Here is a 14,970-nt window from a genome sequence, read left to right as displayed (position 1 = left end):
TCACGCTGCGCGGGGCCGTCGGCGCAGCAGGATGAGGGCGACGATCGTCGCGGCGACGACGAAGCCTTCGACGGCCATGACCCAGGCGGGCGCGCCGGCAACGAACGCGCCACAGGCAAGGATGGCGGAGACGACGCGAGCAGTGACGACGGTGATGAGCCCGGGCCGGCTGCCACGCCGGGCGGGGACCAGGGCGACCAGCGTGACGAGCCCGAGCACCGCGAAGGTGATACTCACGCCCAGCGGCGGAGCGATCGAGGAGCTCACGACCCCCAGCAGTCCGATGTCGATGAGTCCGAGGAGGGCGAAGACGGCGGCCGGGGCCGCCGGCAGGTGGGCGGATCGGTCAGTCGCCTGGGCTGTGGTGATCATGGCGCTTCTCCGTTGCTCGACACGGCGGGCGGAAGACCCTCCGTACCTCAGCTGTCGCCTCCCTGGCCCAGAAAAGTTTCACCCCCCATCACCGACTTTCCGCCGGCGCACAGAATGAGGACCATGACCCCGTTACGTTTTCCGCCGCCGAAGCCGGTCACCGAGTCCGACCGCGTCTGCTGGCGGGACGCCGTCGTCGCCGAGCCGGCGGGCTACCGGCCGCTGGGCCTCGACCTGTTCCGGCCGGCCGGCGCGCAGACCCCGGTCCCCCTCGTCATCTGGGTGCACGGCGGCGCCTGGCTCTTCGGCACCAACAAACGCGAAGGACCCGAGCTGGCGTACGGGCGGATCGGCGAGCGGATCCTCGAGGCCGGGTACGCGCTGGCCCGGGTCACCTACCGGCTCAGTGCCGAGGCGACGTTCCCGGCTCAGCTGCACGACGTCAAGGCGGCGGTGCGCTGGCTGCGACACCACGCCGCGGAGCTGGGCCTGGACGACACCCGGTTCGCGGTGTGGGGCGAGTCCGCGGGCGGCCACCTGTCCAGCCTGATCGCGCTGACCGGCGACGATCCCGAGCTGGCCGGCGACGAGGGCATCGTCGGCGTCTCGGACGCGGTCAGCGCGGGCGTGACCTGGTACGGGCCGAGCGACCTGCTCACCATGGCCGGGCAGAACCATCCGCAGGGCATCCAGGACCACGACGCGCCGGACTGTCCGGAGAGCCTGCTGATCGGCGCGCCGGTGCAGGAGGCGCCGACGAAAGCGGCCGCCGCCAGCCCGGTCAGCTACGTCTCGGCCGGTGCCCCGCCGTTGCTGCTGGTGCACGGCGACGACGACCGGGTGGTCCCGGCCGGGCAGAGCCAGGAGCTCTACGACCGGCTCATCCAGGCCGGCGCCCCGGTGGAGCTGTGGATCGTGGCCGGCGCCGACCACTGCTTCGTCGGTGCCGGCCTCGGCCCGATCATCGAGGAGGGGCTCGAGTTCCTCGCCCGGGCCCTGACCGGGTGAGAGCTGCTCGCAAAGGGGCAGGGCCGGGCGCTCAAGGGGCAGGGCGCTACCGGCAACCTTGTTAAACGTCGGACCACTGCGAATCATGGGAGACCCCCATATTCCCCGGAGGTCCAAAATGCGGTGGAAGAGAGCGCTCTTCCTGGTTCCCGTTGTCCTCGTCCCGCTGGCCATCGCCGGCGTCGTGACGCTGAACGCCGAAGCTGCGGTGCCCCCGACCCCGGCCGGCTTCACGCTCACCTGGAGCGACGACTTCAACGGCAGTTCCGGAACCGGCATCAACCAGAGCCTGTGGAAGTACGACACCGGGCCGGGCAGCAGCTTCGGCACCGGCGAGATCGAGACGATGACCAACAGCACGTCGAACGTCTACTACGACGGCCAGGGTCACCTGGTGCTGCAGGCGAACCACTCCGGTTCCGACCCGCGCGCCGGGTGGACGTCCGGGCGCGTGGAGACGCAGGCGGCCACGTTCGGCGCGGCCGCGGGCGGCGTCGTACGCATGGAATCGATCCTTCAGCAGCCCAACGTCACCACCGCGAACGGCGCGGGCTACTGGCCGGCGTTCTGGATGCTCGGCGCGCCGCTGCGGTCCGGGGTCACCTGGCCGAAGTCCGGCGAGATCGACATCATGGAGGACATCAACGGCCGCAGCTCGGTCTTCGGCGCCCTGCACTGCGGCGTCAACCCGGGCGGGCCCTGCAACGAGTCCACCGGCATCACCTCCGGTGAGCGGGCCTGCGGCGGCTGCCAGACCGGCTTCCACAACTACGCGGTGGAGATCGACCGCTCGAAGTCGCCGGAGCAGATCCGGTTCTACCTCGACGGCAACAACTACTACACGATCAACGCGAACCAGGTCGACGCGACGACCTGGGCCGACGCCGTCGACCACCCGTTCTACATCATCTACGACCTGGCGATCGGCGGTGGCTTCCCGGACGCGTTCGGCGGCGGCCCCAATGCCGCCACGGTCTCCGGCGGCAAGCTCGTCATCGACTCGGTGGCGGTCTACAACAAGGGCGCCGGCGGCTCCACCACGACCGGGCAGACGATCATCGGCCCGGGCAACAAGTGCGTGGACGTGTCCGGTGACGACACCGGCGGCGACGGCACCGCGGTCCAGCTGTGGGACTGCCAGTCGGGCGCCAAGGACCAGCACTGGACCCGGAGCGGCCAGACCCTGCAGACCCTCGGCAAGTGCCTGGACATCGCGGGCGGCGCCAACGCGGCCGGCACCAAGCTCCAGCTGGCCAACTGCAACGGCGGCGGCTACCAGAACTGGGTGGCCAACTCCAACGGCTCGATGTCCAACCCGACCACCGGGCGGTGCATCGACTCGCCGAACGGCGCGACCGGCAACGGCACGCGTCTGCAGATCTGGGACTGCAACGGCTCCGCCGCGCAGAGGTTCGCTCTGACGTGACCCCGGGTGGGCTCCGGCCGCCGGCCGGGGCCCACCCGCAGGTGCAGGAAAGCCGACATCGCCTGTACAGGCCCACCCAACGGTGGGAGATTGGCGGTGATGCCGGAACGCGTGCGCAGGGAGCCCGAGCGGGAGATCGGCGACAGTCCGCCGGTCCGCACCCCCGTGCCGCCGCGGCTCGGCAGCAACCGGATGAGCGAGATCGCGTGGGGCGACCCGGACGGCGGCCTGCGGCTCGGTCTGGCGGCGGCCGGCGGATCACTGGAGGTCTCGCTGGCGAACGTGGGGGACAAACCGCTCACGGTGCTCAGCTACATCGCGACCGGCGGCCGGGACCACCTCGACTGGTTCACCGTCACCCTCGCCGGCGGCGCGGACCGGCCGCACCAGCTGCAGTTCATCGACGACCGGGACCGCTCCGCGAAGGTGCGGGAGGAGCTCGAGCCGGGCGGGTCGCTGACACACGTCATCGACCTCGCCGACTGGGCCGCCCGGCCGATCAACGCCGGCCGGCCGCTCGCCGCCGGGCACTACCGCGCGACGGCGAGCTACCAGGTCGAGGGCGAGCCCGGTGCGTGGACCGGCCGCCTGGACAGCGGCGAGACGAAGTTCAGTCTTCCGGGATGACCCGGTCGAACATCGCCGGGCGCGGCACGTCCGGGTCGGGCCCGTTGCGCACGCCGGTGTCCAGCGCGTCGATGCTCGCCAGTTGCTCGGCGGTGAGGTCGAAGTCGAAGACCGCGAAGTTCTCGGCGATGCGGGCCGGGTTGGTCGACTTCGGGATGGCCGAGCGGCCGTGCTGCAGCTGCCAGCGCAGCATCACCTGGGCCGGGGTCCGGCCGACCGTGGCGGCGACGGCGCCGACGACCGGGTCCTGCAGGACGTTGCGGCGCTCCTCGCCCCAGCCGGGATAGAACGTGATGCCGCCGATCGGCGACCAGGCCTGGGTCAGGATGCCGTGCTCGTCGTCGGCCTTGCGCACATCGGGCTGGCTGAAGTACGGGTGCAGCTCGATCTGGTTGACCGCCGGCACGATCTCGGTGCGGTCGAGCAGGTCGGTGAGGTGGTGCCGCATGAAGTTGCTGACGCCGATCGCGCGCACCCGGCCGTCGGCGAGGAGCTTCTCGAGGGCCTGATAGGCGGCGACGGTGCGGTCGAACCGGTCGGGAGCCGGCTGGTGCAGGATCAGCAGGTCGAGCCGGTCGACGCCGAGCTTGCGGGTGGCCTTGTCGAAGGCGTGCAGGGTCTCGTCGTACCCGTAATCGCTGACCCACACCTTGGTCTCGATGAAGATGTCGCCCCGGTCCAGGCCGGAGCGCTTGATGCCCTCGCCGACCTGCCGCTCGTTGCCGTAGGCAGCGGCCGTGTCGATGTGCCGGTAGCCGACGTTCAGCGCGGTCTCGACCGCGGCCGCGGTCTCCTCGGGCGGGCTCTGGAAGACGCCGAGACCGAGCGCGGGCATCCCGACGCCGTTGTTGAGGATGAGTTCCTGGGTCATGCCGTCGACGCTAGGCGGCGCGCCGGCCGCATGAGAGGTACCAGCGTTACCTCTCAACTGACGGTCACGGGAGCCGATGGTAGGCGAGCCGTAACCCGTAGCAACCGAGGAGCCTTGATGCCGGAGCGCAGCGAGACGGCGCAGCAGGTCGCGGACCTGCTGCGGACCGCCCGGCAGTCACTGGGGGTGGGCCTGGCGTTCCTGAGCCGGCTGGACGGGACGGTCCAGCACCTGGAAGTGGTCGAGACCGAGCTGCACCTGCCCGACGGCACGACGTACCCCCAGGAGACCTCGTTCTGCCAGGCGATCCTCGACGGCACGCTGCCGCCGGTGATGTCGGATGTCACCCAGTTCCCGATCGCGATGGCGCTGCCCGGGGCCGAAATGGGGCTCCGCAGCTTCATCTCGGTGCCGGTGCAGCTCAGCGACGGCAGCGTCTACGGCACCTTCTGCGGCGCCGGCACCGCCGCCGACCCGCGGCTCAACGACCGTGACCTGGCGCTCATGCAGGTCCTCGCCCGCGCCGCCGCCCTGGTCATCGAACCGGACATCCGGCAGCAACGGCGCAACGCCGCGATCGAGAGCCGGCTGCGCCCGCTGCTGCAGCGCGGCGGCCCGGTCGTCCTGCTGCAGCCGATCGTCGATCTGGCCAGCGGCCGCCGGGTCGGGTCCGAGGCGCTCAGCCGATTCCCGCAGGAGTGGGACCAGGCGCCGGACGAGTGCTTCGCCGACGCGGAGTGGATCGGCGAGCGGGAGAACCTGGAGATCGCGGCCCTGCGCCAGGCCGCCGCCTATCTCCCGGAGGTCTCCGGCTACATCGCCATGAACATCTCGCAGGCCACCCTCTACACCCGGGCCGGTCAGGAGTTCCTGGCCGGGCTACCGCTCGACCGGATCGTGCTGGAGCTCTCCGAGCACGACCGGGTCGACGACTACGACCGGTTGCGGGCGGTGCTGGCGCCGCTGCGGGCGGGCGGGATGCGCCTCGCGATCGACGACGTCGGCGCCGGTTTCTCCTCGCTGCGGCACATCGTGGCCACCTCCCCCGACGTGATCAAGCTCGACCGGAGCATCGTCGACGGCGTCGCCGCGGATGCCGTGCTGGCGGTGGCGGTGCACGCGCTGGTCGAGCTGGCCGGCGCGGTCGGCGCCAAGGTCGTCGCCGAGGGCATCGAGACCGCGGCCGACGCGACCACCCTGCCCGGCCTGGGCGTCGACCTCGGCCAGGGCTGGCACTTCGACCGCGCGACGACCGCGGCGGACCTGCGCGACGAGTACGTCCTCACCGGCGCGCTGCTGCCACGGTGAACCGCTTCCCCGGGTTGGGCCCGGGCGTCGCGGTGATCCGCAGCGGCCGGTCCGGCATCGTGAAGGTCAGCCCGCGGACCAGCATCGCCATCGTCGCGACGGCGAGGACCTCGGTCATGCCGGCGCCGAGACACGTGTGGCTGCCGACCGAGAACGGCGCGTAGACCGAGGCGCGCCGCCCGGCCACGAAGTCCCGGTCGATGTCGAACCGCTCCGGGTCCGGGAAATGCTCGGCGAGCTGGTGCGGCACCGACGTGGCCACCAGCACCCGTTGTCCGCGCTCGACCCGAAACCCTTCAAAGTCAAAATCGGCGATTGCCGTACGGGCGGAGCCGGGTGCCGGCGGATAGACCCGAAGCGTCTCCAGCACCAGGCCGTGCAACGCGGGCAGGTCGCGCAGCCCGGCGAAATCGAGCTTGCCGCCGGCGTAGGCGCGGTCCACCTCGGCGGTCACCCGCTCCAGCACATCGGGGTGCGCGAGCAGCGCGTACAGCATGAAGCTGTACAGGTAGGCGACCGTGTTGATGCCGGCGAAGTAGCCTTGGAGCGCCATCCCCGCCCGTACCTCAAGCGGATAGATCTTGCCGTTTTCGTCGGTGGCCTCGAGCGCCCGGTCGAGCAGGTCGGGCGTCTCGCCGCGGGGCTGTGCGGCGCGCTCGGCCAGAGCGGCACGGGCGAACTCGTGGATCTCGGCGCGGGCGCGGCGGTAGGCCGGCCGCTTCAGCGCCACCGGCGGCCATTTGCCGGCGATGGTCACGTCGAGGACCAGCTCGAACGCCGACCGCAGGGTGTCGAACCGAGCCGCCGAACTGGCCCCGGTGAAGGCGACCGACAACTGGGCGGCAGCCAGCCGCTGACACCGGTCGACCACGGGCAGCGCCGGCTGCCCCGGCCACTCCCCCAGCGCCCGCTCGGTCTCGGCGACCACGTCGTCCCAGCGGGCGGCCAGCAGCTCGCGCGACAGCCCGGTCGCCAGCACCTTGCGCAGGTGCCGGTGCGGCCGGCCGCGCAGCACGTGCACCCGCATGCCGAACTCGCGGTTGAGCCCGCCGAAGCTCTCCTCGCTGGAGAACACCTCGTCACCGCGCTCGAGCAGGAACCGGTTGGCCCGCTCGCCCGCCATGATCACGAACGCCTGGTTCAGCGCGCGAACCCGGAAGATCGGACCCATCTGCCGATGCGTGTCCACCAGGAACTGCTGGACATCACCCATCATCCGCAGGGCGTTGCCGAGAACCGGAAGGCCGGGCGCTCCGGGCGGCTTCATCGCTCCATTCTGGACGACGCGAGCCAACCGAGCCAGGTCAGGTTCGGGTGGGGCGGGACGCGGTCGCGGGCATCCGGGCGCTCCCCCGGGCCGCGGCCGATGACGTCCGTGCCGGCCGGGGTGACCAGGGATTTCTCGAACGTGAGCACGATCAGGTCGCGGTCGTCGCTGAGGTGTGTCACCCGCCATCGGCTGCTCAGGGCTTTGAGGAGGCCGCGGCCCCGCCAGGTGAACACGCCGGTCTCGTCGTCCAGGCGGTCGACGCCGGCGATCCGCCGGGTGGCGCCCGACCTGGTCCGGTAGCTGACCACGTCACGCAAGGTCAGGGACGGGGCGGGGATCACCTCGTACGAAAACGTGGGTTGCTGCCTTTTGCCGGAGAGCCACATCGGGAACGTCGTGGCCAGCACCCGCCACTGTCCCGGCAAGGTCTCCCGCAGCGTCGCCGGATCAGGCACGGTCACGAACACGCTCCCCGGGTGACGAGGACGGCCGGTGTGACGTTCACGCTCGCCCGGTAGCCCTCTCGAAAGAGGGTACTAGGACGGGGTGACCAAGACGGTTCTGGTGAGTGGCGCGTCCGGCTTCATCGGCTCCCATGTGGCAGCGCGCCTGGCCGAGGAGGGTCACCGGGTGCGGGCGATGACCCGGCGGGCCCGGGATTACCACGGCGCGGGCGAGCCGATCGAGGCGGATGTGTCCGATCCGGACAGCCTCGCGCCGGCGTTCGCCGGGGTCGACGTGGCCTACTACCTGATCCACTCGCTGGGGGCGAACGACTTCGAGCAGCGCGACGCGGCCGCCGCCCGCAACTTCGCCGAGGCGGCGGGCGCCGCCCAGGTCGAACGGATCATCTACCTCGGTGGTCTCGGCGACGGTCAGCTTTCGCCGCACCTGCGTTCCCGCCGTGAGGTCGAGGAGCTCCTCGAGTCCGGTCCGGTGCCGGTCACCGTGCTGCGCGCCGCGGTGGTCATCGGCCACGGCGGCATCTCCTGGGAGATGACCCGGCAACTCGCCGAGCGCCTGCCGGCGATGGTGACGCCGCGGTGGGTACGCACCCGCACCCAGCCGATCGCCCTGCCGGACGCCGTCCGTTACCTCACCGGGGTGCTGGAGCCGATCGAGGCCCGCGGCCGCACCTACGAGATCGGCGGCCCGGAGGTGCTGCGATACATCGACATGCTGCAGCGCGTGGCCAAGATCCGTGGCACCCGGCTGCCGAACCTCACGGTCCCGCTGCTGACCCCAAGATTGTCCTCGGCGTGGCTGCGATTCGTCACCGACGTCGACGCGGCGACCGCCCGCAACCTGGTCGACTCGATGAACACCGAGGTCGTCGTGCGGGACGACGCCATCACCCGGCTCGTTCCCGGAACGCCGATCGGCTACGACGACGCGGTGCGGCTCGCCCTGGCCGACCGCGAGCAGGCCACCCGGCAGGCCCAGGCGGCACGGTGACTCCGGCCTGGCTGGCACGCGCCCGGCGGGCCGTCGGGCCGTCCCTGATCGACCAGGTGGAACGCGACCACCACCAGACCGACCGGGAGTTCCGCAAGCGCCGCATCGTCGTCGCGATCACCCTGGTGGCCGGCGCCGTGCTGCTCGGGATCTCCCTCTCGGTTCGCCCGGGCGACGACGTCTTCTACCTGCTCACCGGGCTGGTCGCGCTCACCTGGGTCGGCGGGGCGCTGCTGTCCGGGCCCTTGCACCTGGGCCGGATCCCGTTCCGCGAGCGGTTGCGGCGCCCGATCGTCACGCCGATCGTCACCGGGCTCGTGCTGGGCGCCATCTTCGTGGCCGGCTCGCTCGTCGTCCGTGAGCTGCCGCCGCTGCGTGAGCTCGTCAACAGCGTGCTGGCCCACGCCCGGTACGGCGCGATAGTGCCGATCGTCGTGGTCACCCTGCTCAACGGCGTGGCCGAGGAGGTCTTCTTCCGCGGCGCCCTGTTCGCGGCGATCGGCCGCCGGCACGCCGTACTCATCTCCACCACGATCTACGCCGCGGCAACCGTCGCGACCGGCAACCTCATGCTGGTCTTCGCCGCGTTCCTGCTCGGCCTGGTGCTGGCCCTGCAACGGCGCGCCTCCGGCGGCATCCTCGCCCCGATCCTGACCCACATCACCTGGTCGACGACGATGCTGTTCGCGTTGCCCGCCCTGATCCGCCAGTGATGCGGTGCCAGCCCGTCACCGCAGAACCTGCTGCTGCGACAACGCGTGGCCGGCCGGGCCGGGCCAGTCGGGTGGATCGGCCTGGTGCAGGGCCGGGTCGTCGACCGCGAAGGTGCGGACCGGGCCGGGTGGGGTGGCCGGACCCTCGAAGCGGACCGTCACCCGCCCGTGGCCGCTGCCCCAGACCCAGCCCGCGCCGTGGTGGTCGTGACGCAGATCCTGGCCGGGCCGCCACACCATCGACGCGGGCTCGGCCGGCGCCGGCGCGACGGCCGGTGTGGTGGCCGCCGGCGGGGTGACCGGATCGTCGTCGATCGAGGCGCCGAACAGGTCTTCCTGGACGAAGTCGGCGAGCGTGGTCGCCCCGACGCCCAGCAGCCGGATGCCGACCGAGGTGTCGACCTCGGCCAGCAGGCGCCGGGCGAACTGCGCGACCAGCCGGGGGTCGTCGGTGGGCTGGGCCCGGGTCGCCGAACGCGTGATCGTGGTGAAGTCGTGGTGGCGGACCTTGATGGTGATCGTGCGGGCCGACAGGCCACCGGCGCGCAGCCGCTCGCCGACCCGGGTCGCGAGCAGGTCGAGCTCGTTGTTGAGCCGGGCCCGGTCGGTGAGGTCGACGTCGAAGGTCTCCTCCGCCGACACGGATTTCGCCTCGCGCTCGCCGACGATCGGCCGGCCGTCGTCGGCGCGGGCGAGCCGGAACAGGCCGGCGCCGTGCGCCTGACCGAACCAGTCGATCAGATCCGGCAGCCCGACCCGGGCGAGGTCGGCGACGGTGTGCAGGCCCGAGCGGCGCAGCCGCTCCGCGGTGGCCGGGCCGACACCGGGCAGCCGGGTCACCGGCAGCGGATCAAGGAGCGCCCGCTCCTGCCCGGGCGCGCAGATCGTCAGGCCGTCCGGCTTGTGAAGGTCCGACCCGATCTTCGCGACGAGTTTGGACGTGCCCACCCCGACCGACGCGGTGACCCCGCCGGTCGCCGCCGCGATGGTCTTCCTGATCTGCTCGGCGAGCCCGGTGACCCCAGGCACGGACAGGTCGTGCCGGCCGGCGGCGGCCAGATCGAGGTACGCCTCGTCGATGGAGACCTGCTCCACCAGCGGCGACACCTGCGCGAGCAGCGCCATCACGACCTCGCTGGTCTTGCGGTAGGCCGCGAACCGGGGCGCGAGGAAGGCGGTGCCGGGCGGGCAGCGCCGCCGGGCCTCCGCGGTCGGCATCGCCGAGCGTGCCCCGTAGGCCCGCGCCTCATACGACGCGGTCGCGACGACACCCCGGCCGGCCACCGCGCCGACGATGACCGGCCGGCCTCGCAGCGACACCTTGTCGCGCTGCTCGACCGCGGCGAACATCGCGTCGAGGTCGACGTGGGCGATGCTCGCCTCCGCCCTCACCGCTTCCCACCGTTCACGGACTCCAGTGTCCGCCAGGGGTATGACAGATTGCGCCGGCGTACGCGTGGATGAGCCCGATATCGCTTCCCCAGCCTTCGAGCACGTCGGCATGGCCGTGGTGCCGGGCCAGGGTCTCCACCGCAGGGAAAAGGGACAGCGCAGCCATCCGGAGACGGTCCGGCATCAGCGCTGTGTTCCAGCGGTCAGGGAGAGGGAAGGTCTCCAACTCCCACCGCAGGTATTTGTTGTACGGACGAATCCTCCCGTGCAGGGCGAATACGGTTTCCAGCAGCCAGGGAAGGCTTTCCGCCTCATCGAGGAGCGCGGCATCGGCAAAGCCGTCCCGGCGGCTCTTGACGCAGCGGTAGAGCTGGTTCACGTACGCGTCCAGGCCGGCGCGCGCGTGCCGAGCCGCTTCCTCGGCCGAGAACGTCGCCTGCCGGCGGACCAGCTCGGCGATGCCACCGTCCAGCCGGTCCAGCAGCACCTTCGCACCGCGATAGCCGTACCGCGGCCAATGCACAGAGGTGTCGGCGAGCGCCGCCACGGTGCAGACCACCTCGTCCAGCTCGCCGGTGCGCGTGCTGTGCCGGCTGGGCTGTGCCTGCTCCGCAACCACGATGGTCACGTCGTAGTCGGACCGGATGGTCTCGGTGCCACGCGCCCTCGAACCGGTCAAGATCACGCCCCGGACGCCGGGATCCGCGGTTGCGCGCGCGAGGACCTGACCGAGGATGTCCACCGCCCAGAGATACCAGATGCCGGATGGATCGGCTGAGTCAGCGGGCCACTGGTCGCTGCCATCCGGCGTACGCGCCGTCGTGTTGGTGTGCGAGGTTGATCAGCTCTTTCTCGTTTTCTTTGTGTGCGGGGTCGGGCGCCGTGCCGGGGAGCGTGACGTAAAGGCACCACACCCGACGACGGGGTGAGTCGTATTCGTCCGATTGCCGGAACTGTTGTTCGACATTGCCAGTGATCGCGCGGTCGGCCAGCGCGGCTTCGGCGGCGATCGCCTGTTCTTCGCTGAAGAAGTGCAGGCAATGTTTTGCCTCCGGCCGTGACGAGGTGAACGGGCCGGTGTAGCCGGCGAACGCGTCGTGCAGGCGACGTGTGATGTCGAAGATCGATGTGGTCATGTCGCCGAAGGTGTCGCCGCGCTGAACGACGTTGGCCCGAGCCAGGTGTTCCTTGAGTTCCTCGATCAGCTCGGCCGGGATCAGCTCGGCTTGGATCCACTGATCGACCGCGTGGCCGATCACGGCCAGCGCGATCATGTCTTGGTCCGGCAACGGATGCGGCACCGGACCAGTGGTGAGCCGATAGAGATTGCCTCCCGCGAAGGGGCGCATGCTGACGCCCGATTCCTGCAGCCGCAGTGCACCGTCGGTGAACCGATGACTCGGCAGGCGGCCAAGCCGACCCATGACGGGGTTGATAACCACTGCGCCGGAATGCATCGAGCGGCGGGCGCGCCCGACCAGCCGCCGCCAGAGTTTGATGGTTTGCGGGTCGCTGCCGACCCCGGCCATGAAGGTCTCCCGCAGGTCGGTGTCGCTCCGCTGACCGAGTTGTACGACGAAATAGTCGTGGTTCATGCCTTTGAGCCGGTAGAGGTCCGCGCCCTTCGGCAGCAGGAGCGGTTGCGTCCCGAGGATGAGGAAGTCCGGCGCGGGCACAATCGCCAACGCTTTGCCGAAGTCGCCGTTCTGCACCGCGACGGCCTGTTCGGCGAAGTACGTGCCCAGGCCGGCATGCAGGGAGAACTCACGCACCCACTCCGTCGCCATCGCAACGACCTCGGAATTGGTGGCATGGAACTGAAGGGCGACACCGGTCATCCCCTGACGATCTCACGACGTACCACTTCTGATTTGCTGGATGAAACGCGCGGCCGGACTTCAGAATGGGTGATGTGTCGAGCGCGGAAGACTATGCCTGGTTCCAGATGACCGACCTGGGCTTGGCGGTGGGATCCTGCCTGACGTTCGTCAAGGACGTGCCGGATCTGAGCGAGGAGGAACCGGACCCGGGCGACCCGCGATGGGTCTTCGACGAGCAGGCGGCCGGGCGGGCCCTGGCCCTCGCCCACCACGTCACCGGCATCCGCCTCACCGAGGACACCCTGACTCAGCCGGTCTACCTGGCGGTCAGCGTTCCGGCCACCCGATCGCCGGGCGCCGACGAGACGGTGCCGCCGTTGTACTTCCACGACGTGGAGCCAACCGTCGATCAGCCGGAAACCATGGACCTGGACGGTACGGAACTGATCGTCGCAGCAATCGGTCAGCCACTGACCGTACGGCCGTTCGCGCAGTACGGCTACGACTTCGCGATTCGGTACACTGTCCACTCCGTACTGCAGGCGCCCCATGCCGACCCGCAACCCGACGAGGCCGACAGCGTCTGGCTGCTCGTCGACGTCGAGGCGGTCGGGGTGCGCGGCCCGGTCGACGCCGCGCCGCACGACTTCGCGTTCGTCGCCGCCGACCGTTCCCGGTACTGGCCGGTCGGCATCGGCGACAAACCTCAGCTGGAGATAACCAGCCTGCAGGCCGGCGAACGGGCGTCATCTGCGGAGCCATCCGCCTGGCTCCGGGCGCTGTCGCTCAGGTGCGAGTGCCGGATTCGTAGCGCGTCGGTAGAACGGCTCGGGGAACGGAAGGTGGAACTGTTCGCCTTCCACGCGCACCGTCACCGGCTGGGCCACGGCGTGCCATTCGCAGGCCCACACCTGCCCCAGTGTCAGCACCGGCGGCCGCGTCCCGTCGGTGAGTTCGACGGTGGGGGCAGCGCTGCCGGGAAGTTCTCCGTAGACAAGCCACCAGGACGGAATGCCGCGCCATTCACCGCCGCGGGCCTGCGGCTGGGACAGCCCGGTCCAGCGCACCCATTCATCCAGGTCCGGCACGCGTACGCCGTCGGCCTCGTCCTGGTGTTGCCCGTCGTTGAGGTCGCGCCAGAAGCCATCGCTGCGCCACTGCAGCAGCCACCCGATGCCAGGAAGCCTCAGCGTCGTGATGTCTGATGTCCCCTGGTCAGAGACTGAGAGGCGGGCGGTCGTCGTCGGGTGGAACGCGCGCCACTCGTACTCGAAGCTCGGGCGCCGATTCCCCTCGATCAACGCGAGCAGATCGAGCACCGCGGAACGGTCACGGGCCAGGGCGGCAAGATCGCCGCCGGCCTCGGCGTGCCGGCGCAGGAAGTCGCCGGCCACCTGGATCGCGTGCGGCCCCAGCAACCGGTGAACGTGATCCTGCATAAAATTCAGGACCTCATCCGGTACGCCGTCGCGGGCATACGCATCCTCGGTGAGCAGCCACACTTGCAGGGCCTCGACCGCCTCGGCCGCAGGTATCCCCTCGTCCTCCACGCCCAGATCCTGGCAGCTACCAAGGCCAGGCATCCGACCTTCGGCAGTTCCGGAAACTCGGATGCCGGCGTCCGGCTGATGCGCTGAGTCTAGCCTCCAGAACCAGCCCCACCGGCCGGCGCGGACCGGAGGGGATTTGAACCCCTGGTGGGGCGCGGCACACCGGTGGCCCCACGCGCCGTCAAGTCGTCCGGGTGTGCCCGGCTTTCGACTCGGAGCGCTGCAATAACCCGGCTCTACCACCGGTCCGATCGCAGTATGCCGCCTTCCTCCGTGTCGGGCACCTGAGTTTTCAAGCAAACTCAACGGCCATTTTGTCTCACCCGGCAGGCAATTGTTTTGATTGGTCGGGCAATTTCTGTTTCGGCACTGGAGGGGTTTCCGAGATTGGCATGATCGTAAATTAGCGGACGGTACGCCGGGCGCGGGAAAATGTATACATGCGATACCAGCAGCTTCAGTTTTTCACCCGGCCGGTGACTGCTGCCATGCGTGATCGCACGAAAGCACGTAACTATTCGCCAGAGAAAGACGAGTTCCGCCGCGACCACGCGCGGCGGCGGAATTGGGGGCTTGTTCGACGTCATGCGCTGAAGTTGTGCCGGCTGCACGGCTGCTCCCGCAGGTGCGCGGAGGTGGGCCTGCACGATGACTTCGAGGCTGTGCCGCCGCTGATCTGGCCGGACGAGGCGACCTGCGTGCGGCGGCCGTCACCGGCAGGGCCGCGCGACGAAGTCCCCGCGACGCCTGGCGGGTCGGGCTCCCTCGACGGCGCCTTCGATCCGGCCGGTCAGGTCGAGGATGTCGGGGACGGCCTCCAGCACGGTTACTTCCACCAGGGCGCCGTCGCGGCCATGTCGGCGGCGGTACTCGTCGTAGGGGTAGTCGGCGATCGGCAGCCAGGATCGATGCCCTCGCATCGGTTGGTTCTTCTGGGTGGCGTCGAGGCCGAACAGTTCGATCAGTTGCCGCGTCGAGAGCAGTCCGTGCCGTTGCACCGAGGGCCACGCTGTCGCCGACATCGTGTGAAAGACCCGCGGATGGCGTGCGACCAGTTCCTCGACGTCCATGCCGGCCATGATGCCGGACGCCGGCCGTCGCGGAAACGGTCGACACCGGTGGGGTCAGCACCACTGCCCAGAGGGGTGATAGCACCAT

The 14,970-nt window shown here is 70.3% G+C and carries 17 protein-coding genes and 1 tRNA gene; 8 read left to right on the top strand and 10 right to left on the bottom strand.

Annotation, left to right across the window (positions count from 1 at the left end; genetic code table 11):
- The gene (locus AB0E90_RS34175; protein WP_360415220.1) at positions 1–372 is read right to left on the bottom strand and encodes a hypothetical protein; all 372 of its coding nucleotides are present in this window, start codon (positions 370–372) and stop codon (positions 1–3) included.
- A 123-nt stretch (positions 373–495) separates the two neighbouring features.
- Here AB0E90_RS34175 and AB0E90_RS34170 point away from each other — a divergent pair, with 123 nt between their 5' ends.
- The 3 genes from AB0E90_RS34170 (at position 496) to AB0E90_RS34160 (ending at position 3,433) form a co-directional block, all read left to right on the top strand.
- A complete protein-coding gene (locus tag AB0E90_RS34170) occupies positions 496–1,380 on the top strand; it encodes an alpha/beta hydrolase (RefSeq protein WP_360415218.1) in 885 nt (294 codons plus the stop codon).
- Positions 1,381–1,498: 118 nt separating this feature from the next.
- Positions 1,499–2,806 carry a ricin-type beta-trefoil lectin domain protein gene (locus AB0E90_RS34165; RefSeq protein ID WP_360415216.1) on the top strand — a complete coding sequence of 436 codons (1,308 nt, stop codon included), beginning with the start codon at positions 1,499–1,501 and terminating at the stop codon, positions 2,804–2,806.
- A gap of 99 nt (positions 2,807–2,905) precedes the next feature.
- Complete coding sequence (locus AB0E90_RS34160; RefSeq protein WP_360415214.1) at positions 2,906–3,433, top strand: hypothetical protein; 528 nt, start codon at positions 2,906–2,908, stop codon at positions 3,431–3,433.
- Here the strand turns inward: AB0E90_RS34160 and AB0E90_RS34155 are convergent.
- Positions 3,417–4,304 carry an aldo/keto reductase gene (locus AB0E90_RS34155; protein ID WP_360415212.1) on the bottom strand — a complete coding sequence of 296 codons (888 nt, stop codon included), beginning with the start codon at positions 4,302–4,304 and terminating at the stop codon, positions 3,417–3,419. The genes AB0E90_RS34160 and AB0E90_RS34155 overlap by 17 nt on opposite strands.
- Positions 4,305–4,421: 117 nt before the next feature.
- On the opposite strand from AB0E90_RS34155, the gene AB0E90_RS34150 reads away from it, so the two are divergent.
- Positions 4,422–5,612 (top strand): EAL domain-containing protein, encoded by a 1,191-nt coding sequence (locus AB0E90_RS34150; RefSeq protein ID WP_360415210.1) that lies wholly within the window; start codon positions 4,422–4,424, stop codon positions 5,610–5,612.
- Here the strand turns inward: AB0E90_RS34150 and AB0E90_RS34145 are convergent.
- The gene (locus tag AB0E90_RS34145; RefSeq protein WP_360415208.1) at positions 5,587–6,879 is read right to left on the bottom strand and encodes a cytochrome P450; all 1,293 of its coding nucleotides are present in this window, start codon (positions 6,877–6,879) and stop codon (positions 5,587–5,589) included. The two genes, AB0E90_RS34150 and AB0E90_RS34145, sit on opposite strands and share 26 nt — an antisense overlap.
- Entirely contained in the window at positions 6,876–7,343 is a 468-nt protein-coding gene (locus AB0E90_RS34140; RefSeq protein ID WP_360415206.1) for a hypothetical protein, read from the bottom strand. The genes AB0E90_RS34145 and AB0E90_RS34140 overlap by 4 nt, the downstream gene beginning before the upstream one ends.
- A gap of 85 nt (positions 7,344–7,428) precedes the next feature.
- On the opposite strand from AB0E90_RS34140, the gene AB0E90_RS34135 reads away from it, so the two are divergent.
- Both AB0E90_RS34135 and AB0E90_RS34130 read left to right on the top strand, forming a co-directional pair.
- Entirely contained in the window at positions 7,429–8,337 is a 909-nt protein-coding gene (locus tag AB0E90_RS34135) for an NAD(P)H-binding protein (RefSeq protein ID WP_360415204.1), read from the top strand.
- Positions 8,334–9,050 carry a type II CAAX endopeptidase family protein gene (locus AB0E90_RS34130; protein ID WP_360415202.1) on the top strand — a complete coding sequence of 239 codons (717 nt, stop codon included), beginning with the start codon at positions 8,334–8,336 and terminating at the stop codon, positions 9,048–9,050. Before AB0E90_RS34135 ends, AB0E90_RS34130 begins: the two co-directional genes overlap by 4 nt.
- Positions 9,051–9,065: 15 nt before the next feature.
- On the opposite strand, the gene AB0E90_RS34125 is transcribed toward AB0E90_RS34130, so the two are convergent.
- From AB0E90_RS34125 to AB0E90_RS34115, 3 genes are read right to left on the bottom strand one after another with little or no spacing between them, the layout of a single operon-like run.
- The gene (locus AB0E90_RS34125; protein WP_360415200.1) at positions 9,066–10,442 is read right to left on the bottom strand and encodes a DNA polymerase IV; all 1,377 of its coding nucleotides are present in this window, start codon (positions 10,440–10,442) and stop codon (positions 9,066–9,068) included.
- Positions 10,443–10,455: 13 nt separating this feature from the next.
- On the bottom strand, positions 10,456–11,184 hold the full coding sequence (locus tag AB0E90_RS34120; RefSeq protein WP_360415198.1) for a nucleotidyltransferase domain-containing protein: 729 nt from the start codon (positions 11,182–11,184) through the stop codon (positions 10,456–10,458).
- Positions 11,185–11,221: 37 nt separating this feature from the next.
- Positions 11,222–12,280: a ribonuclease E inhibitor RraB gene (locus tag AB0E90_RS34115; RefSeq protein ID WP_360415196.1), complete on the bottom strand. Its 1,059-nt coding sequence runs from the start codon at positions 12,278–12,280 to the stop codon at positions 11,222–11,224.
- A 74-nt stretch (positions 12,281–12,354) separates the two neighbouring features.
- Here AB0E90_RS34115 and AB0E90_RS34110 point away from each other — a divergent pair, with 74 nt between their 5' ends.
- Both AB0E90_RS34110 and AB0E90_RS34105 read left to right on the top strand, forming a co-directional pair.
- Complete coding sequence (locus tag AB0E90_RS34110) at positions 12,355–13,467, top strand: hypothetical protein (protein WP_360415194.1); 1,113 nt, start codon at positions 12,355–12,357, stop codon at positions 13,465–13,467.
- 42 nt (positions 13,468–13,509) lie between these two features.
- Positions 13,510–13,899, top strand: coding sequence for a hypothetical protein (locus AB0E90_RS34105; protein ID WP_360415192.1), 390 nt, complete (start codon positions 13,510–13,512; stop codon positions 13,897–13,899).
- Positions 13,900–13,933: 34 nt separating this feature from the next.
- On the opposite strand, the gene AB0E90_RS34100 is transcribed toward AB0E90_RS34105, so the two are convergent.
- From AB0E90_RS34100 to AB0E90_RS34090, 3 genes are all read right to left on the bottom strand, one after another.
- Positions 13,934–14,061: transfer RNA gene (locus tag AB0E90_RS34100), tRNA-OTHER, on the bottom strand.
- A 53-nt stretch (positions 14,062–14,114) separates the two neighbouring features.
- Positions 14,115–14,399: a hypothetical protein gene (locus AB0E90_RS34095; RefSeq protein ID WP_360415190.1), complete on the bottom strand. Its 285-nt coding sequence runs from the start codon at positions 14,397–14,399 to the stop codon at positions 14,115–14,117.
- 123 nt (positions 14,400–14,522) lie between these two features.
- Positions 14,523–14,882, bottom strand: a complete 360-nt coding sequence (locus AB0E90_RS34090; RefSeq protein WP_360415188.1) for a hypothetical protein — start codon at positions 14,880–14,882, stop codon at positions 14,523–14,525.
- Positions 14,883–14,970: the final 88 nt, after the last annotated feature.

The organism is Actinoplanes sp. NPDC026619 (genome assembly GCF_040638295.1).
GTDB lineage: Bacteria > Actinomycetota > Actinomycetes > Mycobacteriales > Micromonosporaceae > Actinoplanes.
Note: the sequence above shows the minus strand (reverse complement) of the source record. Positions and strands in the feature narration are given on the sequence as shown.